Consider the following 15,930-nt stretch of genomic DNA (forward strand, 5'->3'; position numbering starts at 1 on the left):
AAGAAAAAATTAGCACAAGAGGCAGAGAAGAGAGGAATGAACCAATCTGAGGTACTTAGAAGTTTAATAGCTCGCTTTCCCGATCCCAAGGACTCTGTGTAAAATTCATCCCACACCTATGCTACGCATCAGGATGTGGGGCTTCTTTTACCGGCCAGCTAAACCTAAAAACACTCCTTTACGTAGATAGAAGTGTTTTTACTTAGCCTGCCCAGCTTGGAGATATCAATAGTTTGACTATAGCGACAGGTTTGTAATTTGTCAACCGTACTATTCCAGATATCAGCTTAAAATCCATTCATCTATATATAGCGGAGTGTGCTGAGTATGGGATGTTGTTAGGTTTTTTGTTTTGCGTCCGCTATATATAGCAAAAGGAACAGGGAACAGCGGATCTGGAAACTTCACCTTGAAAGCCCCATCTCCCCATCTCCCCATCTCCCCATCTCCCCATCTCCCCACACCTCTCTCTCTTAATTATCTCCCCCTACTTGATTCTTATCAATCGACCGTTTCTGATTATATTCCTGAATCAATTCCGAAAGATTAGCATTTTTTTCCTTCAGAAGCTGCAGGTAATCTTCTTCCATAGCATTAGTAAGTTCAAGATTTCTCATATCTATGGCTAAATTAATCTTAAACTCAGAAAATTTGTTATGAAACGCTGCTGCATTATCATAGCTTTCCGAAGGGTTAGTTGTGGCACTTATGGTGCCGAATAATGTTCCTAATAGACTAATAAAAAATATAAAAAACTTGACGATATTTTCGGCTTGGTCATCATAAAAAAATTCTTGAATAAACGAGACCAATAACTCATTACCTGCCGTAAGACCTGCGATAGTTGCTAAAAAAATAGGGATAGTATATTGCAGAACAAAGAAAACGTACAAAAGAAAGTTGGAAAAAGAAATTTGAAAGTCACATCGTCTTTGGATATCCAAGAAAATCTTGTAGTAGTTAGACGAGAATATATACTTTTTTTCTTTAGGTTTTCGTACCCACACGGCTTTCAATTTTTGTCTAAACCCGACCCTAAAAAACCCAAGCATAAAACGCTTCTGGCCATGATATAGCAATTCTATGACTTGTGAGGTACAGGTATCTAGGTTTTAGGGAGCAGGGAGCAGGGAGCAGGGAGCAGGGAGCAGGGATTAAGCAAGAGCCAAGAGCTAAGAGCCAAGAGTGAAACAATTATGTGTACCTCATGAGTCCTAGAAACGCTATATAATATCAAGTCCGGTTGACTAATCATGATATCCCTTCTGGGGTAATAGTAATAGATAATTGGTAATAGATAATTGCTAGTTGATAATTACCCATCACCGATTACCGATTACCACCAATCCAGAGACTACTTGGGAGGTGATTAACCGGACTTGATATAACTACTTACATTTACTTGGACTTGAGACAGTAACAGGACACTTACCGTGAAAATTGATCAAACTGGCTATAGCAATTCTGATCACAAGTGAAGTACACAGGATTTTTTCCTGCTCCCTGCTCCCTGTTCCCTGTTCCCTAAAATCCCAAAATTATGTACTTCACCCAATTGACACTAGATTCAAACCAATTCACCCATCACCGCTCTGCGCAAAATCTCTGTCACTTCTATTGCCATTCTGGCATCAAGTTCCATCGCTTCACGATTGACATCTCTTGGCTCAAGCACTTTTGCTCCCCGTAGCGCCATACTGAAGGTAATTAATTTAGCTGGCTTGAGGGAATCGTCAAGACTAGGCTTAACTAATTTAACTAGCGCGACATAAACCGCTTCGGTTCTCTTCCTAATACTGGTAACTCCGTTGCCAAGTTTTGAGATAATCACGGTTGAGTCAATCATATTCAACAAACCCAACTCTTTAATAGCTAAATCCACTAACCGAGCGGGATCGTTCCCCATTGCTCTGATGATACTTTCGAGACTATCCCACTTAACTCCTGGTAGCTGGCATGCTTCCGGTATGTAATTATGCCAACCCACCATTGAGATCATCCGATTTAAATCATAAGCCGATATAGTATTACTTTCCCATTGAGGGGGTTCAGGGTCAGCAGTTAGAATTATGCTTTTGGTTGTGCTACCAAACAACTGGGGGTACTCGATAAAGGGTTTTTCCCCATATCGGCCACGGAAAATCAGGCTATCATTGCCTGTAATCTGTTTAAGCCAATTTTCTAAGTCCATTTGAGGAGCAAAGCGCTTTAACATTGCCCCTAAGCAATTAGAACTTGCTGTATTGTAGTTATAACTGATCACATCTGTGATTAAATCACAAACGGGAATATCTCGTTGATTTCCAGCTTGGTCTGTACCTCGAATTGTACACTTATCGACATCGTCATTAGGAGATTTGCTATTAAGGCGAGACACTAGATTAATAATGGGGATAATCTTACTACCACTCCAGAATTCATCATTACTTAGGGCATTTCGTCCCAACCATTTCACCTTGAACTCTTCCTCTACAAAACTACCAACACAGATACAAGCTTCTTTGATGTCTTGATGGAGAAACTCTAATCCTTGCTGATCAATCTCTGGAAGTTGCCCCAGGATTGGATAAGGACTGAACGTCTGATCCGCTTTAATTCCAGACACTAGATGTTTACCATCGGGTTTCTGGGTCAGGTGGGAGGGATAATCTTTAATTTGCTGTTTGTATGGTGAATTATCAATACCGATATATAATAGTTTGGGATTATCTTTAGCATCTTTTTCAGCAGCTTGGAGGTATTTTGGGTAAACGTTATCTTTGCTATAGTTATCTACAGTGATTAAGACTTCAGTATCGCCAATGTCCAAATTCCACAGCACTGAATCCTCAGTGCTTTTAACCAGTTGCTGATCACAAAATACTTTAAAAAAAATGTCTGGTCGTTGGTCAGCAAACAGCTCTTGAAAATAGGATTCATCGAATTCCATCCCAAAGCTGCCATGGTCATCAGTGATGGCGCTACCCACCAAGTTGTTGACAATAAGGTCTTTATCCCATGCTTCAATCCTTAGTCCTGAAACGACGCCACTGGTGTTTGGATCGATTACCAGACCTGAAATCTGAAATATTGCCATACTATACTAAATTCTCCAATTAAAGTCAATAACTATAGCTGATAACTCATGGATTAACCAAAGCAACAGCCCCTATTTGTTTTAACCTACAGATTGATGATTTGTCTATAGCAATTATCTTTCCTCATCAGGTAAAAAATTATCGGTTTTAGGGAACAGGGAACAGGGAAAAGGGAATAGGGCACAGGAAATAGAGAATAAGGTAAAAAATTATCTCATAGCTATTAAAAATGTTATCTATAATAACAATTAAGTTTAATCATTGAAGATATAATATTAAAATGAATACCCTGTTCATGACATGACCGTTAATATCGATGACTACAACTGTAGCAGTGGTATTTGTGGGTAAATTTGCTATTACTGCTCTTTTGATTAAGGGTAATCAGATCGACATGATATAATTTCCTTCTAACCTGTGGTGTAGAAGCAGGTTACCTTAAGCCTGTTGACTCAATATCATACATACTAAGGAATCTATGCCCCCAGCTGTTTCCATCCAGAACATCTACAAAATCTACGATAAGGTCCCTGTAGTCAATGACCTCTCCTTTACCATTGAATCAGGAGAGATATTTGGTTTGCTTGGTCCGAATGGTGCTGGTAAATCCACGACAATTCGGATGCTAACTACGTTAACTGAACCGACCAAGGGTCAAATTAAGGTAGCGGGTTACGACGTTGTAGAAGAAAAAGAGCAGGTCAAGGAAAATATTGGTGTGGTCTTGCAGCAAACTAGCGTGGATATTGACCTGACTGTCTGGGAAAACATGGAACTCCACGCACGGCTGCATCACATTGCCAATCCTGGGCGTCAGCGGCTGATTAATCAGTGGTTAGAGTATGTAGAGCTAATAGACCGACGGGATAGTTTAGTGAAAACTCTGTCTGGGGGAATGAAGCGTCGGTTGCAAATTGCTAGAGCGCTGTTACATCAACCGAAGATTCTATTTTTGGATGAGCCGACAGTAGGATTAGACCCCCAAACCCGCCGTCGCCTGTGGGAAATTATTCGGGATTTGAATCGCCAAGGTATGACGATATTGCTAACTACCCACTATATGGAAGAAGTGGAGTTTTTGTGCGATCGCTATGGCGCTGGCAAGCCAGGACGGATCGGTATCATGGATTCTGGTAGACTAATCAAATTAGGTACATTTGAACAGTTGCGCCACCAACATGGGGAAGGATTACTGATCAAACAACTCTCAGAACGCTTTGAATACAAATTTTTTCCGACTCTGGAACAAGCGAGTGGCTATCTCGAAAGTTTACCTGATAAAACTGGTGTGATGGTTCGTCCCTCCAACTTGGAAGATATCTTTGTTGAACTGACAGGACGCCAATTGGATTAGAAGCGAATAAAAAAATGCCTCGTCTAGCTACCCAAATTGAAGCGATTCTATACTTGAAGGGACAGCCCGTCTCTATAGAGGAAATCTCAGAGTATGCCCAATGCGATCGCGAAAAAGTTGCGGATGGCCTGATTGAACTGATGGCAGACTATGCCCACCGGGACAGTGCTTTAGAAGTTGTGGAAACCCCTGCTGGGTATAGCTTACAGTTACGAGCCACGTTTAGTGAATTACTGCAAAACTTAATTCCCGCTGAATTGGGCACAGGTGCTTTGAGGACTTTAGCTGCGATCGCCCTTAAAGGTCCGATTACCCAAGCTGACCTAGTCAACCTTCGTGGTAGTGGAGCGTATCAACATATCCAGGAACTGGTCGAACTCGATTTTGTCCAGAAACGTAGACAAACTGAGGGGCGTTCCTACTGGTTACAAGTTACCGAAAAATTTCATCAACACTTTGAAGTTGAGCAGCTATTGCCACCCCAATAGAAGCTATGCTAAGGGTTACAAAAACTTCAAGATTCCTTTAAGTAAGCTTTTTTACTCAGAATTTCTACCGAAAAAAGTTAGATTTATCCCCGAAAGCTGATTCAGCTGATCTCACAATCGTTTAGAGTATAGAAAAGTCGAGATGAAGCAGGTCAAACCTAAAATTCCTAATGGTATTCAACCCCGATTTTCTAAGTTCCCCAGGAGCAGAGCCTCAAGCGAACCAACTGCTGCAATACCTCCAGAATCAACCTTCTGATGTTTTAGCAAGGATTGCGAAGTCTGCTAGCCCTGAAATCCAACAAATCATCTCTCAGAACGTTCAGGGGCTAGTAGGGATGCTGCCATCAGAAAACTTTAATGTTCAAATCACCACTGATCGGGAAAATTTAGCTGGATTGCTGGCGTCAGCCATGATGACTGGTTATTTTCTCCGTCAGATGGAACAGCGTATGGTTCTTGAAGACAACTTAACCAACTCCACTCCCTTACGTCCTCAGAAGCGGCCCAGTGAAAAGCGTAGCGATTCCCCAAAGCCAACTGAGTCATAATAGATGTCCTCTGGTTTAATACCTACGCTCGTTAGGTACACACCAGTGAATGGCACTATGTTCAGAATGATTAACTTGGGAAAAAGACTAAACGGAATAGGTTAAAGGGATGATACTATCACAATCTATTGTCCCTTTTTCCTTTTTAGACCCAGGTCGAGATGGATCCCAGGGGAGGATTAGCCTATAGAGGAGGATAACCGTGCATGGTCAAATTTAACTATTTCAGATAGTATCATCTCCGGTAGCATCAATAGTTTCAGATATTGTAAATCAAGGAGTAATAGGTAATGAGTAAATGGTAATTGTGATTAGCCATTACCGATTACTTATTACCGATGACTTGTTACCGATTATCGATTAGACCTAGCAACCTTAGTAGTTTTATTATACTGTTTGCGTCAATTATTCTGGCCTGATCCAAAGTTCCCTTGTCCAACGTTACCGACAACTGCGGCGAAGTTTGTTACCCATTATCCATTACCCTAACCCAAACAAAACCTTCGACGCGGAGTGGGCGGGGAGAACTTCAACGACCCAGCAAAATCTTAATCTGGTCAACTAGACTTGTGCCACCAAACCATAGAGCAAACAGAATTGAGATGGAGAGGCTTGCTCCGATCAGGCACACCACTAAACCGGCTAGGCTAATTGCGCCATCATCTTCAGTTAAGCCAAAACCAGTGATAAAAATTCCCATCGCTGGAACGGTATTTGTCCCTGGAATCGGAATCATCATCGAAATTGACATTAATGCGATCGCACTCCCCATAAATATCCGACCAGGCAAACTGGTACAAATATAGGTTAGGCGAGGACGGGTAACTGCCTCAATCCGCCGCAACCAAGGGAGTCCTATTTTCAGAAAACCCTGCACGGTTTCCAATTTCATTTTCCCATTCATGATCTTCTTTGGTAGCCAGGGGCGTTTGGCACCAACGATGAGCTGAATAGCCAACAATAATATCACAATTCCAAAGGGAATCGAATAACCCGGTGCTGGAACTGGCAAAGCTGAAGGTAGAGATAGGATAACGAATATAAACCCAAAGATACGTTCCCCCGCTAGGGTCAAAATATCTGCCAGCCTTACCTGAGGCTCTTGCTCTTCCTCAAAAAAATAGCGCTGTAGTTCTACAGAGAGTTTAGCCATTTAGTAGTGATTAGTTATAAAAGTTAATATACTAATCTATACTAATCTTTCTAGCACTTACCCTGACATTACTGATCAGATTAATTGCTAGCTGTACAGCAATTCAGAAACGGTTTGTTAGCGATCGCTTCTAAGCCCACTGATTTGATCAGATCTACCCATGCTTGGGGCTGGGAATCCCGTAACTGGGCGATAGTAGTCAGAGTTTCTTGCCAAATCAGAGCATCAGCATATAGTTTGGCTTGTTCTAAGGTATTTTGCTCCTGCTCTAGATTAAGCGCTAATTCTGGACTAAGTTCAGTACGCTCTAGAATTCCTTGAACCCAATGATCTCGGCTACGCTCTTGAGGATCGCAAACGAGTACGAAAAACCACTTGTATTTCTTACCCATGGTCAGAGGTACGGTTGTCGGTACGCTCAGTTGCACAATACCGTTCGTGTTATCCAGGCTCACGCTGGTCAGGTAAACCTCTTGATTCTGGTCATCAATTAACACAAATTCTGCTTCGGAGGCTGTAGTTTTGGGAACATACCAGAACAGTGTCGGATTAGCCGCCACGGTTGTGACCAGATTATTGGCAGGCACGATAGCAGTCAAAGGGATGTCATCGCTGTCAGTACAGGAATAGCTACGAGACCCTCCTCCTGCTGTTCTTCTAGGTTCTCCTCGTTCTGGTACTGGTGGAAATTTAATCATATGTGTCCCAGCCCCAAGGGTTCTAGACGGTGATCCTCGCTCTGGTGGTGGTGGGAAGTATGCACCCACTTCATGGTGTGGGTATGACTGTGCCAGTAACTGGGGTGCGGTGAAGTCAGTTACCAGTGCAGCCGAGAGCATTGTAGTCAGCACTGCCAGATAGGTTGGAGATTGTTGCCAGATCATAATCAATCACCCTACTCATTAATAGGCCTCTTGCAAAAGTCAATTTTTGCTATCGTATAGTATTTATCACCCTCTTTTTAAAGATTTATGCAAGAGTCAATATAAGTTTGTTATTTTATTCTACCTATAGGGTTGATCTTAACTTGCCGTTCAAAACCCTCTCTATACTATATCTTATTCGTTGTCAAGGATACAAAAGTTTTTAGAGGTGCCATTGTGAACTACCCCGACCTACTTCGTTGTTCGCGTTCGCGCAGCGGAGGCCGTAGGCCACGCTTCGCGAACGGCTTTGCCGAAAGCGTGGCCTACGGCCAGGTCGGGGCTTCCAGCTTCACGGAAGAATGCCTTAACTTAGACGGACGTCCGCGCCTTGGTCTTACTTCTTCTCCACTGGCGTTAACCTCCCCTGTCCCAGAGGAGGATAGCATTCTAATCCCTTCTGCTCTAATATTCTTTGCCGCATTACCATCTCTGTCGTGGTGAGTTCCACAGCTTGGACAAGTCCAAGTCCTAACATCCAGTGGCAACTCCTTGATTCGGTAATGACAATTAGAGCAGGTTTTGGAACTAGGGAACCATCGATCTATTTCAACCAACACTTTTCCTTCTCTTTCGCACTTGTAAGAAAGAAAGTTAACAAAGGTTCCCCAACCCAGATCAGAAATTGCTTTAGCTAATTTGTGGTTACGAACCATGCCCTTGACATTTAGGTTTTCGACTACCACTAATTGATTCTGATCCACTATTTTTCTGGACAGCTTATGTAGGTAGTCTTGGCGGACATTTCCAATTCGCTCGTATACCTTAGCTACAATCTTTCCAGCCTTTTTGCGCCCACTGCTTCCCTTTTTCTTTCGGGCAGCAATACGCTGTTTTTTGGCTAACTTCTTTTCGTACTCAGCCAGATGCTTAGGATTACTGAACTTAGAGGTCTTTTCGCCATCATATGTGATTGCAAAATCCTTGACACCCAGGTCAATGCCAATCACTTTCCCATCACTGGACGACTTTGCTCTATCCCCTTCATACTCCATTAATACAGAAGCATAATATTTTCCAGAAGGAGTTTTACTGACTGTTACAGTCTTGATCTCTCCGTCCAGTGAGCGATGAATTACCGCCTTCACAACTCCCAGCTTTCCAGGAAATTTAAGGCAATCGCCTACCTGTTTTACGTTTTGGGGATACTGAATTGATTGACGGTGATGGTACGACTTGAACCTAGGATACTTAGCTCTACCCTCAAAGAAGTTTTGGTAAGCACGACTAAGATTGAGACTTACAGATTGCAGAACCTGAGAGTAACAATCTTTTAGCCATTCAGTCTCTTTTTGTTTCTTGAGTTTCGGCAACATAGAGTTGAGTGCAGATTGCTTTAGCCCAAAGCCAGTTTCTTTGTAGGTTTCTATGCACTGATTCAGAGCATAGTTCCACCACCAACGAGCGCATCCGAAATGTTGAGCTAACACTTGGACTTGCTCTTGTGTGGGATAAATTCTAACTTTAACGGCTTTATGTTTCATTGCACTCAACCTTGTAGGAGATGAAACCTTAGAATAAAGAAGCCTTTATGGTTAGTCGGCTATGCATAAAAGAGGTGCGACCCGTGGCGAATTTAATTACGGGTCAAGCGCACCTTTGGTTAAATCTTTGTGATTAGCGTGATTTGCGCGGTCTTGGGGGTTTCCCCCATGAGCGACTGCATCAAGACAAGGCTTCTTTATTCTTACGGTAACTTCAAAATCGACCTTAATTACTATTAAATCTATTTCACAGTAATAAATCAAGGCATAATATAAATTTTCTGGCTCGCTATCCATCCCCAACCTCAACGAAGTAGGTTGGGGATGGATAGCGAGTTTTGTTAAATCGTTTAGGCCGGTCAGGGCAATCGATAGTCGGTCATTGTCAACTACCAATTACCCATGACCCATGACCCATTACCTATTACCCATAACCCATTACCCAAAAAGAGATATCAGGATTATTGAACCGGTATCGTAAAGGGATTACCCTAGTTTTAGGTACCAGAAGTCCAAGAGTTGATGTACTCGATTTGGTCTGGGGTGAGGCTATCAATGTTAATGCCCATTGCTTGTAACTTCAACCGCGCAATGTCCTTATCCACTGCTTCAGGGATAGAGTGTAAACCTGGTTCAATGGATCCTTTGTTCTTGACTAGGTATTCACAAGCCAAAGCTTGGTTAGCAAAGCTCATGTCCATCACCGCACTGGGATGACCTTCAGCTGCTGCCAGGTTAATCAGGCGTCCTTCACCCAGTACCACAACGGATTTACCATTTTTCAAACAGTACTCTTGGGTAAAGTTCCGTACTTCTTTGACTTCCGTTGCCATTTCCCCTAAGGACTTGAGGTCAATTTCAATATCGAAGTGACCAGAGTTGCACACCATTGCGCCATCTTTCATCACCTCGAAATGCTCAGGGCGAATCACGTGCTTGTTTCCAGTAACTGTGACAAACAAGTCACCTAAGGGAGCAGCTTCTTCCATCGGCATTACCCGGAAGCCATCCATTACAGCTTCAATGGCTTTAGTGGGGTCAATTTCAGTAACAATGACATTAGCTCCCAGTCCCCGAGCTCGAAGTGCTGTACCTTTGCCACACCAGCCATAACCGGCCACAACCACGTTTTTACCAGCTAGCAACACGTTGGTGGCGCGGATAATACCATCAAGGGTAGATTGACCAGTACCGTAGCGATTGTCAAAGAAGTGCTTGGTGTCAGCATCGTTAACATTCATTGCTGGGAATGTCAACACCCCGTCATTGAACATAGCCCGGAGACGGACAATGCCAGTGGTGGTTTCTTCGGTGGTACCAATGATATCACCGAGCTGGTGTTGGCGCTCTTTTACCAGAGTGGCGGTAACATCGCTACCATCATCGATTATGATGTTGGGTTTGTGATCCAGGGCAATTTCAACGTGGCGGTGATAGGTTTCGTTATCTTCCCCTTTGATAGCAAATACAGGAATCTCATGATCAACCACTAAGCTAGCAGCTACATCATCTTGGGTTGACAGAGGGTTGCTGGCAATCAGCAGAGCATCAGCACCAGCAGCCTTGAGTGCGATCGCTAAATGGGCAGTTTCGGTGGTTACGTGACAGCAAGCAACTAAACGAATTCCTTCTAAAGGCTTTTCTTGGGCAAAGCGGTCTCGGATTTGCTTGAGCACTGGCATCTCCCGTCCAGCCCATTCAATCCGCTGTTTTCCTTTTGGTGCCAGAGATAGGTCTTTAACTTCGTGTTTAATCCGATTAGCAGTTGCAATCATCAGGTTTTGTGTTTTAGTTAACGTTTTTTAGTTTAGCTTTGATTAGTTTAACGTGTTCGAGAAAGTGCCAGTGGATGAGGAAGCTTTATCAAAATTCTGATTCAACCCGCTGAGATTAAAGATAGTTTACAGATTTCTACCATCAACGGGTGATAAACAACTCATTTCGATGTAGTAAATTCGCTATTTTTTGTCAATAGCAGCAAACCATCATAGGAGTAACTACTGACCAGTACGAAAATAGTATATTTGTACTATAATAGAAGATAGCGAGTTGACGGTCAGCTGATCTGATGTAAACCCCTAATCAAGGTTTTTCCCCATGAAGAAGCACTATATTCTGAGCATCAATCCCAATGCCGACTACCAATGGGAGCAGTGTACGTTAAGAGATCCCATTACCGCAGAACGACCAGAGTTTGCTGGTTTGATTTCCCAAGCTGTGGCAGATCAAACTGGTTCTTATTTAGTGGCAGTTAATATTGAGGTAGAAGTATTAGAGCAAGCAGCACAGCCCCAAGCAATGAAAGTGCGGGTTGATTTGCCAGTGCTTCCTGTGGAAGCGGAACCATCAGGATTAGTAGCATGATTATACCGGATCCGATCCTGACAGAAATGTAGCTTCAACCCGCATTCAATAACCGCTCTGCTATCGGGTCGGACATGGGCTTGGTGCGGGCTTAGCTAAAACCAACCAAAAAGCTTAACGAGGCAAACCGTTCCCCGGCCCGATGATGGGATTTTCCACGGCTTCTCGGTACTGTTCAACGGCTTCAGTATAGGCAATGGGCAGAACACACTCGACGTTTTCATGGGGACGAGGAATGATTACCCAGGATTCCAGGGTAGCGCCATAGGCTTTTTCGACGGCTGCAATACCGGCATCCATAGCTGCTTTTACTTCCGAAACATCCCCGCGAATATTGATATTGAAGCGGGCGCTACCAACTCTGATGTAACCTACTAAGGTAACCCTACCGGCTTTAACCATAGCATCTGCTGCTGCGAGTATCCCAGGAAAGCCTTTGGTTTCTAGGGATCCAACCGCCACTGTGGACATAGCCAAACTCCTTACTTTGTTGAATTTGTTGAATTATTTGGAACTCAGGAACTATTGTACGAATCTTCGCTACCGATTCTGAAAAATACTGATTAAGCGTATTAGTTTAAAATGTTCGGAACTCTTCGACTTTGCTGGTGTAGTGGATGGGCAGCACTGTGTCCACATTTTCATTAGGGTTAGGAATGATATAGTAAGCTGTCACTTCGGCACCATAGGTTTTCTCTACGGCTTCCAGACCAGCTGCTACCGCGACGTTTACCTCTGAAATTTTACCACGGACGCTAACCATAAACCGACCTTTCTCAGATTTATCATAGGATACCAGTGTGACTGCCCCTGCTTTGACCATGGCATCTGCTGCGGCTAGTACCCCTGGAAAACCTAGGGTCTCAATGGTTCCAACTGCTACTGGCATTGTGTTCTACTCCGGTCAACACGAAAATTGGGTTAAATCTGATTGTACTGGAGTTATTAGGGAAAATATATCCTGGCTTGCCTAAAATGTTAGCATTTAAAATTTAAACTATAAAATATTGAAATTTAACCATAAAAATTGGTTAGTTTTTTTAGGCTCTTGCGCACCTGTTTTTCTTTCTCCTGGAGTTCAGTAATCAGTTGTTGATTATAGGGTTCGATAATCCCTGATTCAGTTTCTGAATTTTTCCAAAGTTTACGGGCTAGTTGGAAACATAACTGACATCGTTCTAAATTTCTCAAAATTGAAGGAGTAAATTGAGCCAACAGTTCTTCATCTTCTTTGGTAAACCCCTTTAGATCGATTCTTTCATACAAGTGATCGTTTGGATGACTATTGGGTTTTAATTTATTAATTAATTGTACCACAGCAATTAAATTTTTTTGCTGATTCAACACGGGCCAAGCTAGCATAGTATAGGTTCGGTAACCGGTAATTTTGTCGATTCTTTTCGCTTCTTCAGAACGTGGGTCGTCATAGACATCAAAGGGAACATTAATAATACTTAAGGAGGTAACAGCTGCACCAGCAATTCCTTTATTTGCTGGAATATCAATGACTAGGGAGCCACCTTGACCATCATCAGCGTCAATGGAACCGAGTATATTACTGTGCTGATCCAGTAAAAAAATACTGGTACGGTCTGCTTTTAGTATGTTTCCCGCTTTTCGAGTCAGGCGAGTTAACATTTCTTTGAGGGTGTCCACTAACTCCCCTAAAGCGTCATCAACGGTGTTCACCTCTTCGATAAGTTTTGGTTTTGCGTTCCCGTAGCGTGGCCGTAGACCAATTGCATCACTGGTATCTACGGTATCTAATTCACTGGTATCTACTTGAATCTCTGAGGATTTCACCGGAGTTTCCAGTAACTCTAAACCAGCAATTTCTCGCCAGTTTAAGTGCAATGCTTGACAAATTTCTACAAAGAAAAGACCTTTAATAGGCTTCCCGATCAGAAAAAGATTAACAATGGGCAAGTCTAAATCTAATTCATTAGCTAGGTCTAGATCTCTTCCCCGACGCTTACGCTTCCAAACTAATTTGACTGTTTCGAGGTGCTTAGGGTGTACACTATATAATTTTTCCATTCTTTTGTGATTTGGGGAAAGCTGCTTATCTCAACTCCAACTGATTAGGGAGTAGCTAAAAAATAAAATACCTGGTTTTAGCTTGTCGGATAGGCAAAAAAAGTTAGTTTATTTTCATTTTTATAGATTAAATTAGGTTGCCCACCCTACTTTAATTGGTATTTTTTTTTACCCAAGTCCCGGCTGTCAATCTATTGGTTTTTATCGATATTCCGGATACTTCATGTCACTGCTCTTAGTCTCTAATAGGTTTATCCCATTAGTTAACTATACTCCCTAGGTAGTTTTACCAAACTAGTTGCTGCTTTCACTAGTGGATTGCGCTAGATGCTGCTAGGTAATTAACCGTGCTTGTTAATAACCTATAAGTTATTGATAACAGTCACAGTATCACCTACATAGTGTCAGTTACCCTTACCCCCATTACCACCATGGTGAAGATACCATAGTTGGTCTACAGGTGTCACACCTGATCAATAACCTGATCAATAAACAGATAATCGCTTCTTTTTGCTTGGGTATCATGTGCTGCTTCCAGTAAGCGCTGGGCAGCAGTATCAGTATAATAGTGCTTTTTACGAAAAAGGTAAAGTCTTTTCCAGGAAATGCAAGCAGTCAGCTAATACGCTAAGCTCATGCTACATCAACCGCTTCTTAGCAGTAAGCTAAATCATCCAGGAAAACTTAGACATTTAGCTGAGGGGCGCTAGTAGATCAGTTATCCTGGACAACCCCCTTAAGATGTTGATAGCTGATAGCTATCAGCTAATTCGCACGCTACTTGAGGTGCTTTTGAATAAGCGATGCAGAGGTGCGACCCGTGGCGAATTTAATTCGCCTACGGAAAACGCACCATTACGGTCTTGGGGGTTTCCCCCACTCGCTATTGCATCAAGAAAAGAGGTAAGCTTTGGCCTTTGATGACGCTACTTAAGGTGCGAACAGCTTTTGAATAAAATAAGCACCTCAAGCAGCGTGAGCGAACAGCTCACGGCTGACAGCTGATGGAAGCTGACTAGAGATTTTGGATGAGTTGGTTAATACGTTTTAAGATTCTCAGAACAGTGTAAAGGTCATCTTTGTTCTCAAGAGCGAATGTATAGGATTGAGCATATTTAGGTGGCTTGGTGGTTGTCATCTTTAGGAATTTAAACTCATTACCATTGGTGATAAATCCCAGGATATGTTGCTCTGGATTAGGATTAGCTAACATATAGGCTAAGACTTGGGGAATTCCCGCTGCTAAGGCATATTTTGTGCCTTTTGCTTCAATAACAGTAACCCATAATTCTGGTTTAAAAATCAGAATATCAATACGTCCATTAACAATTATTCCCTCATCCTCTGAGGGAATTTTAACCTCTTTTTCTGCTGTGATTTCAAAGGGATGACGAAAAAATCCTGCTAGTCTCAATAATGGCGATATTATCACCATTTTCAAGATCACTTCCAATAACGGAGACTCAGATAAGTACAGATACTCTTCTTTAACTTGCCCTAGCAATTGCTTCTCAAAATCCGTCAGTTCTGGTAAATCGTCTTGCCATTCTCGAAAAAACTGTTCATCATCGGTTCGTTCTAGATTAAATCTGTGTCTTAATTGACGTAAGGTAATCTCTTTTGCAGGAATTGTTTGAACCATGGGTCGTTTAGAGTTTAGAGTTTAGAGTTTAAGTAATCAGATATCATTATGAATTATTTATAGCAATTTTGATAAGTATTCAGCTATCAGCTAATGCGCTACGCGCACGCTACTTGAGGTGCTATCAGTTATCAGCTAAAGGCCAACGGCTGACCGCTGACCGCTGACCGCTGAATACTTACGTTGGGATGTTATTGACACGCGAGAATGTGATCACTAACTTGATAACAATTTAATGATTCTGATCCACTTATGGGTGGATAGTGCAGCTAGGCTGTACTCGTGGAAAAGTACAATTAATGATTCGGTCAAGTTTTGCTTAACTACAATACTTGACCGAATTTTTTTTATCATTCAGAGGGAACAGGGAACAGCCGTTTGGGTGGTGCGTTACGGGACGGGCTCTTCTAACCTTGGCGCTCGAGGCGGAAAATGAGGGTGAGCCCGTCCCTAACGCACCCTACGCACTCGATTGCGAAAATGCAATAGTTTTTAAAAACCCTTTTACCTTACTAATCCCATTAGTATCACTAATCCCAGTTGCCCTCACTGCTTGAGATTGTGAGAATGCAATAGTTTTCTAGCACCCTCTTCTCTCTATTACTCTATTTAACCCATTACACTTATTCCACCTTTAAATTGCGACAATGCAATAGTTTTAGAGAACCCTTTTAGACCACGAATCCCATTACAATCACTAATCCCATTTAACACCACAGCTTTAAATTGCGATAATGCAATAGTTTTACTATGCCCTTGCCTTTCAAGAACAAGTGTGTTAAAGTAAGGATATCGTAAAAGCAATGGTTTACTCCCCATGATGATTTCCACTGCACAAGCCGCTGAATTACTTGGTG

General features: G+C 42.4%; 17 protein-coding genes. 4 read left to right on the forward strand and 13 right to left on the reverse strand.

Annotation, left to right across the window (positions count from 1 at the left end):
• Positions 1–473 precede the first annotated feature (473 nt).
• From F6J99_RS02590 to F6J99_RS02600, 3 genes are all read right to left on the reverse strand, one after another.
• The gene (locus F6J99_RS02590) at positions 474–944 is read right to left on the reverse strand and encodes a hypothetical protein (protein ID WP_293111587.1); all 471 of its coding nucleotides are present in this window, start codon (positions 942–944) and stop codon (positions 474–476) included.
• A 161-nt stretch (positions 945–1,105) separates the two neighbouring features.
• Entirely contained in the window at positions 1,106–1,255 is a 150-nt protein-coding gene (locus tag F6J99_RS02595) for a hypothetical protein (RefSeq protein ID WP_158517199.1), read from the reverse strand.
• Positions 1,256–1,567: 312 nt separating this feature from the next.
• Positions 1,568–3,076 carry a peptidoglycan-binding protein gene (locus F6J99_RS02600; protein WP_293111588.1) on the reverse strand — a complete coding sequence of 503 codons (1,509 nt, stop codon included), beginning with the start codon at positions 3,074–3,076 and terminating at the stop codon, positions 1,568–1,570.
• A gap of 479 nt (positions 3,077–3,555) precedes the next feature.
• On the opposite strand from F6J99_RS02600, the gene F6J99_RS02605 reads away from it, so the two are divergent.
• The 3 genes from F6J99_RS02605 to F6J99_RS02615 all read left to right on the forward strand — a co-directional run bounded on the left by F6J99_RS02605 (position 3,556) and on the right by F6J99_RS02615 (position 5,470).
• The gene (locus tag F6J99_RS02605) at positions 3,556–4,431 is read left to right on the forward strand and encodes an ABC transporter ATP-binding protein (RefSeq protein ID WP_293111589.1); all 876 of its coding nucleotides are present in this window, start codon (positions 3,556–3,558) and stop codon (positions 4,429–4,431) included.
• A 14-nt stretch (positions 4,432–4,445) separates the two neighbouring features.
• A complete protein-coding gene (scpB, locus tag F6J99_RS02610; RefSeq protein WP_071104321.1) occupies positions 4,446–4,919 on the forward strand; it encodes an SMC-Scp complex subunit ScpB in 474 nt (157 codons plus the stop codon).
• Positions 4,920–5,089: 170 nt separating this feature from the next.
• Complete coding sequence (locus F6J99_RS02615) at positions 5,090–5,470, forward strand: DUF760 domain-containing protein (protein WP_070392853.1); 381 nt, start codon at positions 5,090–5,092, stop codon at positions 5,468–5,470.
• Between the two features lie 529 nt (positions 5,471–5,999).
• On the opposite strand, the gene F6J99_RS02620 is transcribed toward F6J99_RS02615, so the two are convergent.
• The 5 genes from F6J99_RS02620 to ahcY form a co-directional block, all read right to left on the reverse strand.
• Positions 6,000–6,623 (reverse strand): exopolysaccharide biosynthesis protein, encoded by a 624-nt coding sequence (locus F6J99_RS02620; protein WP_070392852.1) that lies wholly within the window; start codon positions 6,621–6,623, stop codon positions 6,000–6,002.
• Positions 6,624–6,703: 80 nt separating this feature from the next.
• Entirely contained in the window at positions 6,704–7,507 is an 804-nt protein-coding gene (locus tag F6J99_RS02625) for a DUF928 domain-containing protein (RefSeq protein ID WP_070392851.1), read from the reverse strand.
• A gap of 305 nt (positions 7,508–7,812) precedes the next feature.
• Complete coding sequence (locus F6J99_RS02630; protein WP_070392850.1) at positions 7,813–9,030, reverse strand: RNA-guided endonuclease TnpB family protein; 1,218 nt, start codon at positions 9,028–9,030, stop codon at positions 7,813–7,815.
• A gap of 96 nt (positions 9,031–9,126) precedes the next feature.
• Positions 9,127–9,426 carry a hypothetical protein gene (locus tag F6J99_RS02635; protein ID WP_293111590.1) on the reverse strand — a complete coding sequence of 100 codons (300 nt, stop codon included), beginning with the start codon at positions 9,424–9,426 and terminating at the stop codon, positions 9,127–9,129.
• Positions 9,427–9,527: 101 nt separating this feature from the next.
• Positions 9,528–10,805 (reverse strand): adenosylhomocysteinase, encoded by a 1,278-nt coding sequence (gene ahcY / locus F6J99_RS02640; protein ID WP_070392848.1) that lies wholly within the window; start codon positions 10,803–10,805, stop codon positions 9,528–9,530.
• Between the two features lie 322 nt (positions 10,806–11,127).
• Here ahcY and F6J99_RS02645 point away from each other — a divergent pair, with 322 nt between their 5' ends.
• Positions 11,128–11,394: a hypothetical protein gene (locus F6J99_RS02645; RefSeq protein ID WP_293111591.1), complete on the forward strand. Its 267-nt coding sequence runs from the start codon at positions 11,128–11,130 to the stop codon at positions 11,392–11,394.
• 114 nt (positions 11,395–11,508) lie between these two features.
• On the opposite strand, the gene F6J99_RS02650 is transcribed toward F6J99_RS02645, so the two are convergent.
• From F6J99_RS02650 to F6J99_RS02670, 5 genes are all read right to left on the reverse strand, one after another.
• A complete protein-coding gene (locus F6J99_RS02650) occupies positions 11,509–11,865 on the reverse strand; it encodes a BMC domain-containing protein (RefSeq protein WP_293111592.1) in 357 nt (118 codons plus the stop codon).
• Between the two features lie 106 nt (positions 11,866–11,971).
• Positions 11,972–12,283 (reverse strand): carbon dioxide-concentrating mechanism protein CcmK, encoded by a 312-nt coding sequence (locus F6J99_RS02655; RefSeq protein WP_075900807.1) that lies wholly within the window; start codon positions 12,281–12,283, stop codon positions 11,972–11,974.
• A 125-nt stretch (positions 12,284–12,408) separates the two neighbouring features.
• Positions 12,409–13,431, reverse strand: coding sequence for a GAF domain-containing protein (locus F6J99_RS02660; protein ID WP_293111593.1), 1,023 nt, complete (start codon positions 13,429–13,431; stop codon positions 12,409–12,411).
• A gap of 1,015 nt (positions 13,432–14,446) precedes the next feature.
• Entirely contained in the window at positions 14,447–15,073 is a 627-nt protein-coding gene (locus tag F6J99_RS02665; RefSeq protein WP_293111594.1) for a type I restriction endonuclease, read from the reverse strand.
• A gap of 609 nt (positions 15,074–15,682) precedes the next feature.
• Positions 15,683–15,930 (reverse strand): hypothetical protein (locus F6J99_RS02670; protein WP_293111595.1); only part of this gene is annotated, 248 nt, incomplete at its 5' end.

The sequence above is a fragment of the Moorena sp. SIO4G3 genome, assembly GCF_010692305.1.
GTDB classification, from domain to species: Bacteria; Cyanobacteriota; Cyanobacteriia; order Cyanobacteriales; family Coleofasciculaceae; genus Moorena; species Moorena producens_A.

Excerpts from the sequence above, each read along its gene's own strand:
- F6J99_RS02600 (WP_293111588.1), bottom strand. The coding sequence starts at position 3,076 with ATGGCAATATTTCAGATTTCAGGTCTGGTAATCGATCCAAACACCAGT.
- F6J99_RS02615 (WP_070392853.1), top strand. The coding sequence starts at position 5,090 with ATGGTATTCAACCCCGATTTTCTAAGTTCCCCAGGAGCAGAGCCTCAA.
- F6J99_RS02630 (WP_070392850.1), bottom strand. The coding sequence starts at position 9,030 with ATGAAACATAAAGCCGTTAAAGTTAGAATTTATCCCACACAAGAGCAA.
- F6J99_RS02605 (WP_293111589.1), top strand. The coding sequence starts at position 3,556 with ATGCCCCCAGCTGTTTCCATCCAGAACATCTACAAAATCTACGATAAG.
- F6J99_RS02645 (WP_293111591.1), top strand. The coding sequence starts at position 11,128 with ATGAAGAAGCACTATATTCTGAGCATCAATCCCAATGCCGACTACCAA.
- F6J99_RS02665 (WP_293111594.1), bottom strand. The coding sequence starts at position 15,073 with ATGGTTCAAACAATTCCTGCAAAAGAGATTACCTTACGTCAATTAAGA.
- F6J99_RS02595 (WP_158517199.1), bottom strand. The coding sequence starts at position 1,255 with ATGATTAGTCAACCGGACTTGATATTATATAGCGTTTCTAGGACTCAT.
- ahcY (WP_070392848.1), bottom strand. The coding sequence starts at position 10,805 with ATGATTGCAACTGCTAATCGGATTAAACACGAAGTTAAAGACCTATCT.
- F6J99_RS02620 (WP_070392852.1), bottom strand. The coding sequence starts at position 6,623 with ATGGCTAAACTCTCTGTAGAACTACAGCGCTATTTTTTTGAGGAAGAG.
- F6J99_RS02660 (WP_293111593.1), bottom strand. The coding sequence starts at position 13,431 with ATGGAAAAATTATATAGTGTACACCCTAAGCACCTCGAAACAGTCAAA.
- scpB (WP_071104321.1), top strand. The coding sequence starts at position 4,446 with ATGCCTCGTCTAGCTACCCAAATTGAAGCGATTCTATACTTGAAGGGA.
- F6J99_RS02655 (WP_075900807.1), bottom strand. The coding sequence starts at position 12,283 with ATGCCAGTAGCAGTTGGAACCATTGAGACCCTAGGTTTTCCAGGGGTA.
- F6J99_RS02625 (WP_070392851.1), bottom strand. The coding sequence starts at position 7,507 with ATGATCTGGCAACAATCTCCAACCTATCTGGCAGTGCTGACTACAATG.
- F6J99_RS02650 (WP_293111592.1), bottom strand. The coding sequence starts at position 11,865 with ATGTCCACAGTGGCGGTTGGATCCCTAGAAACCAAAGGCTTTCCTGGG.